Below are 11,982 nucleotides of genomic sequence, written 5' to 3' on the forward strand. Positions count from 1 at the left end.
CATGACATACCGTGAACTATATGCTTTTGATATACCCTAGAATTTTTTGATACGACATAAAAGTTTAAAATGCTGTTAAAGATGGCAGGGCATTTTATTTTTTTCAAAAAGCACCTATTAAGGCTATCAACAATAAAAAACACAGCGGGAGCTGCTGGTGAAGTATTTATTCTCTGGCGCAGCACGTGTTGCTTGTGATATGATTTGTCTCTTAGCATATGATAAAGATTCTGCTCTAGGAGAGGAGTATGGCAAGCTTGTCACACCAACATTATACAAATTTTGATAAATCATGTGATGAAATCAAATCACGCATCGGTCAAGAAAGTGCTTTGCTTGAAATATTTAATGAATTAAAGAAAAGTGCGCTTGGGAGGTTTTTAATTGAACATAGAGGGGTAAATGGTTATTGGACTGATGTTATGGTTAACTTTCCAAATTATAAGTCAGATCAGAAAGAAAATATAAATTATTATGATCAGCTTCTTTTGGAAAATTTTCCAGCTGTTAAAGCAACTCAAGAACGTTTTGGTTTTTTTAAACAAGTGATTCAAGCTGAAATTAATAAAGGTGCTTTAAATATATTAGCTGCGCCATGTGGTTTGCTTCCAGAATTTTTTGATATTAAGGATAAACATATTACGGATATAAAGATTGATGCACTTGATTTTGATGGCAAAGTAAGTGTTGAAATTTCAAAGAAATATCATAACCATGTGCTAGAAAATGCATATCAATTTATCCAGCAGGATATCTTTAGCTTTAAGGAAAAAGATAAGTATGATCTTGTAGTCAGTAACGGTTTAAATATTTACATTCAAGCAGCAGATAAAGTTAAGACATTATATCAGGTTTTTTATAATGCAATGAAGAATGAAGGAATATTATTAACAAGCTTCTTAACACCACCACCAACATGTACTGCTGAGAGTCCATGGAATATGAACGAAATTGATTTTGAGTGGCTTATGAAACAGAAGACTCTATTTAAAGATATTCTTGATGTCAAATGGAATTGCTATATGACAGAAGATGAGTTTATTGGTTTGCTAAGGGAAATTGGGTTTAGCAATATTCAGTTAACATGGGATAAACAAAGAATGTTCCCTACAGTCGTTGCTAAAAAATTGGTTCCCCCACAATAAATATGGACAAGTGACATAAATTATATTTATTTGCTAACATACTTGTTTTGAATTTTTACAGATTACAACAGCTTTTACCCACAGGGGGAAATAAGGAAATTTGATATATTGACGATGTCTATTAATTGGTTTACTTTAACATAGTAGATATTTTACTTTTCTAGGCAGTATCATGACAAATAAAAAAACGCTTGGAACCTTCGAACTTATCTTGCTTTCAACAGGAGGTATGATTGGGACAGGGTGGTTATTCTCCCCTTATTATGGCTTTGAGTCAGCAGGTGCCTGGGTCATTCTATCATGGATTATTACTGCATTTTTAATCTTTCTTATTGCTTTAACATTTGCTGAAGTTGTTAGCTCTTTCCCTCTTGCAGGCGGGTTTATGCGCTATCTTGACCTTACCCACTCAAAAAGCTTAGGGTTTCTTATCATCACTATAGGCTGGTTAAGCTATGTTGTTTATTTACCACTTGAATCACAAGGAACTATTCAATATCTTGGCTATTGGTTACCACAATTAGTCTATAGTCAAAATGGTAAAGTTACTTTGTCTATAGTAGGTACACTTTGTGCTATTGCAATCATGTTGATATTAACCTTATTTAATATGCTTCACATCAATAAAGTAGCTAAAACTAATATGGGTATTAGCTTATGGAAAATAATATTGCCCATTGTTATTGCCTTTATCATTATCATTTATTACGGCAGCACCTCAACCTTCAGCTATCACGCCAATACCAAACCATTTAATATGAATAATATATTATTAGCCATTACTTCTTCTGGCCTAGCATTTGCTTTTACTGGATTCCAAAATGGACTAATCCTTGCCAACAATGCAAAAAATCCTCATAAATCTTTACCACTTTCTGTCATTTTCCCTATTATTATTGGCTTAACAATGTACGCTTCCTTATCTTTGGCTTTCATGTTTGGATTGCCACCACAATCAACTTTTAATGCAACAGCACCTCTACTTGGTATTTTGGGGCTTTTAAGTTTAAACTATCTATCTATTTATTATTTTATTTGCAGATGCAATCATCTCGCCCCTTGGCACAGCTAATGTCTACACTGCTGTTACTGCTCGCGTATTAAATGCACTTGGTATTATTTTTTCGGTTAAAAAACTCAAACAGGTTAATCTTTGTGATACGCCTATATACTGCTTATGGGTAAATTTTATTATTGGTATTATTTTCTTACTCCCCTTTCCTAGCTGGGCAGAATTGGTTGACTTTCTCTCCTCTTTGGTGATGTTAAGTTGCATTTCAGGGCCTATCGCTTTGATTGTGCTAAGAAAAGCAGTACCGGAATCACCACGTGCACTTAAACTGCCATTTCACCAATTATTTGCTTATTTAGGCTTTATGGCTTGCACATTTTTCGTTTATTGGTCGGGGATGTACAATTTGATTTATTTAACCATTTTGCTATTATTTTTGTTGATTATTTATAGTTTATTTTGTAGTAAAAAATATGGTTCCTTACGATCTGATGCGCTATTACTTTTAGCCTTTATCCTTTTATTGACGATCACATCCATTCTACACCATATTAGCCTACTTATTTTCCCTTTAGATCAAATAGTGGTTATTATTATAAGTATTTTATTTATGTTTTTATTTGTATTATTAATGCAGTCAAAAAGCAAAATTAAAGGAGAGTTATATAACTGACTTCATTATATTTTTATTCTCTTATACTGAATATTTTAACTCACCATTACTTATCTATAGTCATTCCAGTATATAACCGATCAACCGTGACCTTGATAACCTATTACTGATATAGGTTAAAGATATATGGGTATTTATTAGAATGACTATAAAATAACACCTTTGACTATCAATAGAGAAACGGATAATAATTGAAATATTTTTTCTTACAGATTAAGAAAAAGCGAAAAGTTACAAATCTAATTTTGGGTATTCATAGTATTTAGGAATACTGCTTTTACAATCTGATAACTTGGCATTTATTTTTGAATTGAATAGTTTATTTGACTGAATTTCTGGATATACACGTTTTGAAAAATTCGGCTCACTGACTCCCCAAAAAATAATATCTGTACCTAAATAGTTTTTGGCAAAGTTATAAAACTCAGCCATTCTAAAGTTTTGACCTGTTACTTGTCTTATATTCCAATAGTCAGCCTCTTGGACTGCCATTGCAATAAATAATTTATCTTTATATTTATGGAATAATGGGTACGTGTTACTCATTTGATTTTTTAAGCAAGGGACAATATCAGGAGAGCCAAGTCCCACTGAATGTTTAATAGCATATTGAAATATTTTAGCGGTATAGCCTTTATTATTTGCCCACTCACAAGGAAAGTAATTAACATATTGCACAACTTTAGTTTGTTTGAAGGATTGATTTAAAAAAATCATATTTTCATATGTAGCATCAAAGTAACTATGGCAAAATGTATCATCCATTTTTTCTAAATCTACAGCTGTTTCTGGAAGATTAATGCCATAAATTTTACCATCATACTTTTTGGATATCGCAGTTATTAGTTTTTGAAACCTATCTCTTACTTTTTTATTCCATTGTTTTGTGATCCATCCGCTGTAGCCATCTGCATTTCGTTGTTTTGCAATACCACCATTATATTCTTTAGATAAGATATATTTTGGAACTGGAATATCGGTGGGTATAAAACTTCTATCCTGTAATTGAATCCATAGTTTCTTGTTCAAACTATCTAGATAATCTAAGGCTTCCCCAATTAATTTAAGATCATACTTGTCCTTACTAGTTTCCAAGTCTTTCCATCTGAATAATATTTGCACTCCATAAATATTCTTATTTTCTAAAAATTTAGAATATTGTTTTAAATCAGAGAGATGATGAATGCCACTAATGAATAAAAAAATTTTAGGTCTATCTTTTGTATGTATTTCGTAATCTTTAGCATAAAGACTATTTAAGCTTGTTAGTAAAATAATGATAACAAAAACAACATTCGATAAAACCTTCATGAAAGTATCTTAATCAATAGCCATGCAAGACGCAAAACCAAAAATTCTGCAAAATGCTTTGTAATGGTGATCTTATCATTGCGGGTTCACTAAACAAACTTTACTATGCATCTAAATATTAGAAAGGAATATCGTCATCATCAAAATCGTTAAGTTGACTTAAGTCTGGTTGTGTTTGAGGTTTTGATTGCTGTGCCTGATTGTATGATGCACTACTTCCTGCCGCAGGTTGTGGTTGCGCTGATGGCTGACTAAATTGAGCTTGTGCATTACTTTGTTGCGGATTCCCATTATTTTGCCCGTCATTGCGCCCACCCATTAGCTGCATTTCCGTAGCAACAACCTCAGTTGTATAACGCTCTTGACCATTTTGGTCCTGCCATTTATTGGTACGAATACGGCCTTCAATATACAGCAATGAACCTTTTTGCGTGTATTGTGCCACAGTCTCTGCTTGCTTACCAAATACCACCACACGATGCCATTCAGTATTTTCAACAAACTGTCCTGTTTGACGATCTTTATAACCATCATTGGTGGCTAATCTTAAATTAGCAACTGACATCCCACTTGGCATATAGCGTACCTCTGGATCAGCACCCAATCGCCCAAGCAAAATCACCTTATTTACTGTACCCTTAGCCATAAATCACCTTTTATTCTAAAATTCACCAATCTATAGTACCATAATGACTGCAGAGTTAACACGCCTTGCACTAAAGATTATTAACAAACTTAACAGTTATGTAGACCGCAATGTAATGTATTATTGCTAGAGCTTAATGCATCTTTTTTATTGCATAATACGCCATTTTGCCATAGTTCATTGCATACAAATCTGCTAATCTGAATGACGTAAAATTGATAACAAATTGGAGTTAATCATTCATGAGTCGTTATGATAACATCAACATGGATAATTTGTGGAATGAAGAACAAGATCATTTCAGTAATGAACAATATTATTCGCTGTTGATAGAACAATATAAAATCTACGTTGAAATGGCAGATCGTGCAAGCTTTCGTCGCGTTTCGATTAATCTATTTTTCCTTATCACTAACATTGCTATCGTTGGTATTATGGCGCTTGGCATTAGCCGCTCAAGTACTGAGTTATCACTTGGCTTGCTGGTATTACCTTTATTAGGATTGTTAGCGATTTGCTACTGCTGGTGGCGTGTTGTGCGTTTTTACCGTCATACGGTTAACATCAAAGAACAGGTCATCGGTGCACTCGAGAAACGTCTACCTTCTAGCCCAATCTTTTCGGCTGAGCGCGTTACTGCATTGCAAAAAGGCTCTTTCACACCACTTAAGCGTATTGAAACTTATATGCCCTTTGTGTTCTTCTTACTATATATTGGCATTTATATTTATCTTGTGATTTCTTGGGGGAAATAAGTAATGACCACAACGTTAGTCAAAGATGAACTGGCACAACTGAAATCGCGTTATCAATCTTTTATTGATCAAGGCTTAAAGCTTGACATGACTCGAGGCAAACCATGTGTTGAACAACTTAATCTGTCAGATGATTTACTTAACAACCTTAGTCATCAAGAAGTGATACTTCCTCCTGACTATCGCAATTACAGTCCGCCTGACTTGCTTACAGGTCTACCTGAAATCAAAAACCTTTTTGCTGATGTGCTTGACATTAATGCCAGTCAAATAATTGTTGGTGGTAATTCATCACTTAACTTAATGTATGACACACTTGTTAAAGCATTGATACATAAGCTACCAAATCAAGCACAAAGCTGGTCTGAACAAGGTCAAATCAAGTTTTTATGCCCAACACCTGGCTATGATCGTCATTTTGCTATTTGTGAGTCTTTTGGTATTAAGATGATAAATATCTCACTTACTGGCAATGGTCCAGATATGGATCGTGTGGAACAACTGGTTGCTAATGACAGTGGAATCAAAGGCATGTGGTGTGTGCCTAAGTATAGTAACCCAACCGGTGAAAGCTATAGTGATGATACGATTAGACGTCTTGCAACAATGACAACAGCTGCAAGCGACTTTAGAATTTTTTGGGATAATGCCTATGCTGTACATCATTTAGACATGGATAATCAAGTCAAAATCCTTGATATTCTCAATGAATGCAACAAAGCAGGTAATCCAAATCGCGTATTTATGCTTGCTTCAACCTCAAAAATAACCTATGCCGGTGCCGGCGTTGCTATTATCGCAGCCAATAAAGACAACTATGACTGGCTAGTAAAACAGCTAAAAGCACAAACGATTGGCCACGATAAGATTAACCAACTACGCCATTTAAAACTGCTTAAAAATAAAGATATCTTTATGCAACATATGGCAAAACATGCCAGTATTTTAAAACCTAAATTTGATATTGTTAATGAGGTGCTTAGTACCGAGCTTGGCAGCGATGGGACATTTGCACAATGGCGTAAGCCTAAAGGTGGGTATTTTATTAGTTTTGATAGTCAGCCAGGGCTTGCTAAGAAAATCGTTAAGATGGCACAAGGTGCGGGCGTTAAGCTGACCAATGCAGGCGCTACCTATCCCTATAGCCAAGACCCTAACGACACTAATATTCGTATCGCACCTTCATTGCCAACAGTCTCTGAGCTTAGAGCTGCCACTGAGGTATTAGCTGTTGTTACCAAAATAGCAACATTGGAGCGCCAATAACCTCATATTCAACTTTCTCTGCTAAGGAAGAAATATGCATGAAAGATCTTAAAATACTCGTTGATCACCTTGATCTTTGGGCCCCTTATTTTCCAACGGATAATTTACAGACGATACAAGATTACTTAACCACAAAGCACCACCACAACTCGTATTTGATCAATTTGTCAGAGGATACAGACTATCTTGGTCAAGGATATTATGCCTCGCTCCTTGCTGAAGCAAATGGCGATAAAGTCATTCCTAGTGTCAGCACATTAAATAATCTTCAACATCTTGACGATTTATCATTTAGTCTTCTAAATATCCGACTTAATGCACAAGCTATTGATACTTTAGAGCAACTTGCTCACGACAATACTGCATGTATCAAACTCTACTTTGGCAGGTCCTCTCATTTAGGTTTTGCCAAACTTGCACGTAAAATCTTTGATATCTATAATGCACCACTGTTACAGTTAAGCTTCATTAAGACGACTAGTGATTGGCAAATACATAGCCTACAAACCATTTCTCTACAAAGTTTGAATGACGCGGAAGAAACTTTTTTTGCAAATGCACTAAGTGATTTTAGTACCAAAGTCTGGCGTAAACCACGTTCACAAAAGCAATATCGTTATGAAATGGCAATACTTGTTGATCCAACTGAAGCACTGCCACCAAGCAATAATCAAGCGATTAAAAAATTTATCAAAGCAGGACGCGCACTAGGTGTTGATGTTGATCTGATTACCAAAGAAGATTATGCACGTCTACCTGAGTATGATGGCCTATTTATCCGTACCACCACTCAAATTAACCACTACAGCTATGCATTTGCCAAAAAAGCAGAAGAAAATAATCTTGTTGTCATGGATAGCACACAAACAATTATGCGCTGTACCAATAAGGTGTACTTACATAATTTGATGGAAAAAAATCATGTTGACATGCCTGAGTCTTATTTTGTTTTCCGCAGTAACATACCACCAGATTGTGATGCATTAATAAAAAAACTAGGTCTGCCGATTGTCTTAAAAGTTCCTGATGGTTCATTCTCTCAAGGCGTTAAAAAAGCGAAAACTAAAGATGAGTTGGTAAATGAGCTGAATATACTTTTATCTCAGTCATCGATTATTATTGCGCAAAAATACCATTATACAGATTATGATTGGCGTATCGGAGTATTAAACAATAAGCCTCTGTATGCATGTAAGTACTACATGGCACCCAACCACTGGCAAATTGTAAATCATGGCAAAAAGAACGTTACCGCTGGACCTGCAGAAGCATTTGGTATCCATCAAGTACCCAAAGACGTCATTAAAATAGCACTTAAAGCATGCCGCTTAATTGGACATGATCTTTATGGTGTTGATATCAAGATGATTGGTGACAAACCTACTGTTATTGAAATTAATGACAACCCATCACTGGATCATCCATGGGAAGATAGTTATTTAAGTGATGAGCTTTACAGCAGAATCATGCTTGAATTTGTTAATCGTATGGAACATAAGAGAGTCCATTATGACGACTGAGATTCGTCTGGCACAAACTAAGGATATTACAGCACTTGTTGAGCTTGAAAACTCTCTGTTTAGCAGTGATAAATTAAGTAAAGCCCAATTTTATTACCATATTCGCTCATTAAAGAATAAACTATTTATTGCGCATGATCATCAACAAATTATAGGCTATATCTTATTATTCACGCATCGTCATAGCGCACGCATTTACTCACTTGCTGTTTCTACTGAACACCAAGGAAAAGGCATAGCATATGAACTTATCATGTACACAATAAATCATTTAGACACCAATATTAAAAATCTTTTTCTTGAGGTTAATATCAACAATTTAAGAGCTATTCATCTATATCAGAGATTGGGATTTATTATTGGTAAAACTTTACATCATTATTATCACAATGGTGATAGCGCTTATAGAATGAAAAAATACTTACTCAAACTTAGGCAAAACTAACTTACCTTTAACAAAAGGGGGGCACCATAAAAACTGTGTTGATAATATCTTTGAGAACTTAAATAAGCCATCGACAACACCATCTTCCTCACCTGTCATACGTAAGAACTGCGCTTCAAAAGGATAAAAGCTCGTGGCAAAACACGAGAACATCAATCCTCCCTCCAGTTGATCATTAATCCATGGCATCGAGCGGCGCCACATAAATGCTTCAGGTTCAAAACTCTCTTGTGCTGTGCGTTTAACATGAGCAAACGGTTTATTATCTTCAAATTCACGGTTATCATCCAAGCTTCGCCCAATAACTTCTTCTTTGACTTGCTGACTTGCTTTGTCAAGCCAAGCAAAATCATGCTGCCACTTTTGAATAGCCCAAAAACTCGAACCATCCAAATGTTTATCCTCGCTCACAATAATCGCGGTATTAAATTGATCATCACCTTCAGGATTTTCTGTACCATCCTCAAAGCCCGATAAATCATGATCTATGAGTTTGCCATTTTCTCGATAAGTAAGGTAAGTGCAAGCACGTGAGATATCCGTGCATTTAAAGGCGTCACTTGCAACAGCAATCATTTGACGCGCCTTATGCATTAGCATACCTTGATCATTATCTCTTAACCAAAGCACTAGATCGCAGTGTGTTTTAGGTGCAAGTTTTTGCTGTTTTATTGTTGGTGTGTATGCCTTGAAGTCACTTTTTAGCTCCGCTTTATGCATCAGCGCTTCACCCAAGCCAATTACTATTGATTGACCATCAATCAATTGACGCAAACTTTGCATAACCTCATTTAGCTTATCTTTATTTTCCAATGTAAAAAATAAATAAATTGCCGATGACGGTAAGTTTTCTAAAATACCTTGCTGATATTTTGGGATCTTGATCATTAGTCTTCACTCCACCCTTTTGCTCGTGTTACTGCTTTGTGCCAATAGTTAGTATATTGTGTGCGTAGTTCGTTATTAAGTGAGCTTGTAAACTCTTTTTCAACAGACCATAACGATTTTAACTCATTAACATCCGACCAATAACCAACAGCAAGACCTGCTAAATAAGCAGCACCTAATGCCGTTGTTTCTAGTACTTGTGGTCGAATCACTTTAGCATTAAGCATATCCGCTTGGAATTGCATTAAGAAATTATTTGCCACAGCACCTCCATCAACACGCATCTCAGTTAATGGAATATTAGTATCTGATATTTGTGAATTGACAATATCGACCACCTGATAAGCAATGCTCTCTAATGCCGCACGCGCAATATGCGCTTTAGAGCTACCTCGCGTTAAACCAAAGATCGAACCTCGTGCTGATTGATCCCAATGAGGCGCACCCAGCCCTGCCATTGCAGGTACTAAATAAACACCACCATTATCGGCAACGGACAATGCAAGCCTTTCACTATCAGCGGCATTTTGCAAAATACCTAACTCATCTCTTAACCATTGAATAACAGCACCACCCATAAAGACACTTCCCTCAAGCGCATAGGTTGTTTTGCCATTGAGTTGCCAAGCGATTGTTGTTAATAAATTATTATTTGAAACAGCAGGAGTATTTCCTGTATTCATCATCATAAAACATCCGGTACCATAGGTTGTTTTTAACATCCCAGGCTCAGTACACATTTGTCCAAATAATGCTGCTTGTTGATCTCCTGCCACACCAGCTATTGGGATTTTTGTTGCAAAAAGAGTAGTTGCAGTTTGCGAATACACTTCGCTTGAGGATTTTACTTCAGGCATCATTTCTCTAGGAATATCAAAGAGCTTTAATAAATCATCATCCCATTGATTGGTGTGGATGTTATAAAGCATCGTGCGACTTGCATTACTTGCATCTGTTGCATGTAGACGTAAATTAGTAAACTTAGCCATAAGCCAAGTATCCACCGTACCAAAGCATAGCTTACCCTGTCTGGCTTTTTCACGCGCACCATCAACATGGTCAAGAATCCACTTGATCTTAGAGGCACTGAAATAGGCATCAATCACCAATCCCGTCTTTTCTTGGATCATTTTAGCATGACCTTCAGCTTTTAATTTATTGCAGAAATCCGCTGTGCGTCTGTCCTGCCATACAATTGCATTATAAATCGGTTTGCCCGTGTCGCGCTCCCAAACAATCGTTGTTTCACGCTGATTAGTAATGCCAATAGCGGCAATATTCTTACCATTAATACCTGCTTTAGTAATGGCTGTAGCAGCCACTGCTGCCTGTGTGCTCCAAATTTCTTTGGGATCATGTTCAACCCAGCTAGGTTTTGGGTAAATTTGTCTGAACTCTTGTTGCGCCATTTCAACCACTTGACCTTTTTGGTTAAATATAATCGCGCGTGAACTCGTCGTACCTTGATCGAGTGTTAGAATATATTGCGACATGGATACGTCTCCTTATCATTAACTCCGCCAACATCATATACGTTAAGGTCGCCAAGATACAATATAAACGAGGTATTTTTGATAAATACACTATCATCGGCGTTATTCAGTTTCACTTCGTCAGTTCGGAATGGGTTAAAAGCACTGCTTTTAACGACTTTGAAGCAAGGGGTTTCCCCCGAGCATTAATTCAAAGTCCGGAATGATCACCATGGAAGGGTTTACTACAAATCGTATGCCACAAAGCAAAAAGGCTCCCTAAGGAGCCTTTTGAATATGTATTGTTTTGCGATGTGCCATCGTCTTTCAATGTTGAATAATTTGGCGGTGTCCTACTTAACTTCAGGCATCCTGCCTTACGCCATTACATGGTCAATGTCATGCTTCCATTGATCAAATTTGTTCCCAACAAATTTGTCACATGGCAAAAGCTCAGGTGGAATATAATATGCTTGGCAATGTCTTACTTTCACATGGCGAATGCCACACTATCATCAGCGCTAAATCGTTTCACTTCTGAGTTCGGAATGGAGTCAGGTGGTGCCGATTTGCTATCGTCGCCAAGCAACTTGTAGGTTCTCTAAAAACCTTTAACAATCTATCATAGAGTAATAACCAAGTCTCTCGGGCAATTAGTACTGGTTAGCTTCATACATTACTGCACTTCTACAGCCAGCCTATCAACGTCGTAGTCTTCAACAACCCTTCAGTTCGGAAGACGGAAGACGGAGGACAGTTATCGAATCGCTGCGCGATGGTCTAATTTAAATACTAAAACCATCAAGCTTGCTTGATCCAAACTCTGTCTTCCGTCCGCTGTCTTCCGTC

General features: G+C 36.5%; 11 protein-coding genes and 2 rRNA genes. 7 read left to right on the top strand and 6 right to left on the bottom strand.

The window, feature by feature from the left end; translation table 11 throughout:
* Positions 1–248 precede the first annotated feature (248 nt).
* The 3 genes from DNK85_RS07335 (at position 249) to DNK85_RS07350 (ending at position 2,830) form a co-directional block, all read left to right on the top strand.
* Entirely contained in the window at positions 249–1,145 is an 897-nt protein-coding gene (locus DNK85_RS07335) for a class I SAM-dependent methyltransferase (protein WP_119328934.1), read from the top strand.
* A 172-nt stretch (positions 1,146–1,317) separates the two neighbouring features.
* Positions 1,318–2,217 carry an APC family permease gene (locus tag DNK85_RS07340; protein WP_119328935.1) on the top strand — a complete coding sequence of 300 codons (900 nt, stop codon included), beginning with the start codon at positions 1,318–1,320 and terminating at the stop codon, positions 2,215–2,217.
* A gap of 190 nt (positions 2,218–2,407) precedes the next feature.
* Positions 2,408–2,830 carry a hypothetical protein gene (locus DNK85_RS07350; protein ID WP_119328937.1) on the top strand — a complete coding sequence of 141 codons (423 nt, stop codon included), beginning with the start codon at positions 2,408–2,410 and terminating at the stop codon, positions 2,828–2,830.
* A gap of 231 nt (positions 2,831–3,061) precedes the next feature.
* On the opposite strand, the gene DNK85_RS07355 is transcribed toward DNK85_RS07350, so the two are convergent.
* Together DNK85_RS07355 and ssb are read right to left on the bottom strand one after the other, a co-directional pair.
* Entirely contained in the window at positions 3,062–4,141 is a 1,080-nt protein-coding gene (locus DNK85_RS07355) for a hypothetical protein (RefSeq protein WP_119328938.1), read from the bottom strand.
* Positions 4,142–4,259: 118 nt separating this feature from the next.
* Complete coding sequence (gene ssb / locus DNK85_RS07360) at positions 4,260–4,787, bottom strand: single-stranded DNA-binding protein (protein ID WP_119328939.1); 528 nt, start codon at positions 4,785–4,787, stop codon at positions 4,260–4,262.
* Between the two features lie 242 nt (positions 4,788–5,029).
* Between ssb and DNK85_RS07365 the strand changes: the two genes are divergently transcribed.
* From DNK85_RS07365 to DNK85_RS07380, 4 genes are read left to right on the top strand one after another with little or no spacing between them, the layout of a single operon-like run.
* Positions 5,030–5,542, top strand: coding sequence for a RipA family octameric membrane protein (locus DNK85_RS07365; RefSeq protein WP_119328940.1), 513 nt, complete (start codon positions 5,030–5,032; stop codon positions 5,540–5,542).
* A 3-nt stretch (positions 5,543–5,545) separates the two neighbouring features.
* Positions 5,546–6,808, top strand: coding sequence for an aspartate aminotransferase type Ic (locus DNK85_RS07370; RefSeq protein ID WP_119328941.1), 1,263 nt, complete (start codon positions 5,546–5,548; stop codon positions 6,806–6,808).
* 38 nt (positions 6,809–6,846) lie between these two features.
* The gene (locus tag DNK85_RS07375; RefSeq protein ID WP_119328942.1) at positions 6,847–8,328 is read left to right on the top strand and encodes a RimK family protein; all 1,482 of its coding nucleotides are present in this window, start codon (positions 6,847–6,849) and stop codon (positions 8,326–8,328) included.
* Entirely contained in the window at positions 8,318–8,773 is a 456-nt protein-coding gene (locus tag DNK85_RS07380; RefSeq protein WP_119328943.1) for a GNAT family N-acetyltransferase, read from the top strand. The genes DNK85_RS07375 and DNK85_RS07380 overlap by 11 nt, the downstream gene beginning before the upstream one ends.
* On the opposite strand, the gene DNK85_RS07385 is transcribed toward DNK85_RS07380, so the two are convergent.
* From DNK85_RS07385 to DNK85_RS11780, 4 genes are all read right to left on the bottom strand, one after another.
* Positions 8,750–9,661, bottom strand: coding sequence for a Dyp-type peroxidase (locus tag DNK85_RS07385; RefSeq protein WP_235842408.1), 912 nt, complete (start codon positions 9,659–9,661; stop codon positions 8,750–8,752). The two genes, DNK85_RS07380 and DNK85_RS07385, sit on opposite strands and share 24 nt — an antisense overlap.
* Positions 9,661–11,154 (bottom strand): glycerol kinase GlpK, encoded by a 1,494-nt coding sequence (gene glpK / locus DNK85_RS07390; RefSeq protein ID WP_119328944.1) that lies wholly within the window; start codon positions 11,152–11,154, stop codon positions 9,661–9,663. The genes DNK85_RS07385 and glpK overlap by 1 nt, the downstream gene beginning before the upstream one ends.
* A 450-nt stretch (positions 11,155–11,604) precedes the next feature.
* A 5S ribosomal RNA gene (rrf, locus tag DNK85_RS07395) occupies positions 11,605–11,719 on the bottom strand.
* Between the two features lie 46 nt (positions 11,720–11,765).
* Positions 11,766–11,982 (bottom strand): 23S ribosomal RNA (locus DNK85_RS11780); the annotation flags it as partial.

Origin of the sequence: Cysteiniphilum halobium, assembly GCF_003574425.1 — a bacterium.
Taxonomy (GTDB): Bacteria; Pseudomonadota; Gammaproteobacteria; order Francisellales; family Francisellaceae; genus Caedibacter; species Caedibacter halobius.

Bases quoted from the DNA above. Each gene is read 5' to 3' on its own strand.
- DNK85_RS07335 (WP_119328934.1), top strand. From the start codon at position 249: ATGGCAAGCTTGTCACACCAACATTATACAAATTTTGATAAATCATGT.
- DNK85_RS07340 (WP_119328935.1), top strand. From the start codon at position 1,318: ATGACAAATAAAAAAACGCTTGGAACCTTCGAACTTATCTTGCTTTCA.
- DNK85_RS07350 (WP_119328937.1), top strand. From the start codon at position 2,408: ATGTTAAGTTGCATTTCAGGGCCTATCGCTTTGATTGTGCTAAGAAAA.
- DNK85_RS07355 (WP_119328938.1), bottom strand. From the start codon at position 4,141: ATGAAGGTTTTATCGAATGTTGTTTTTGTTATCATTATTTTACTAACA.
- ssb (WP_119328939.1), bottom strand. From the start codon at position 4,787: ATGGCTAAGGGTACAGTAAATAAGGTGATTTTGCTTGGGCGATTGGGT.
- DNK85_RS07365 (WP_119328940.1), top strand. From the start codon at position 5,030: ATGAGTCGTTATGATAACATCAACATGGATAATTTGTGGAATGAAGAA.
- DNK85_RS07370 (WP_119328941.1), top strand. From the start codon at position 5,546: ATGACCACAACGTTAGTCAAAGATGAACTGGCACAACTGAAATCGCGT.
- DNK85_RS07375 (WP_119328942.1), top strand. From the start codon at position 6,847: ATGAAAGATCTTAAAATACTCGTTGATCACCTTGATCTTTGGGCCCCT.
- DNK85_RS07380 (WP_119328943.1), top strand. From the start codon at position 8,318: ATGACGACTGAGATTCGTCTGGCACAAACTAAGGATATTACAGCACTT.
- DNK85_RS07385 (WP_235842408.1), bottom strand. From the start codon at position 9,661: ATGATCAAGATCCCAAAATATCAGCAAGGTATTTTAGAAAACTTACCG.
- glpK (WP_119328944.1), bottom strand. From the start codon at position 11,154: ATGTCGCAATATATTCTAACACTCGATCAAGGTACGACGAGTTCACGC.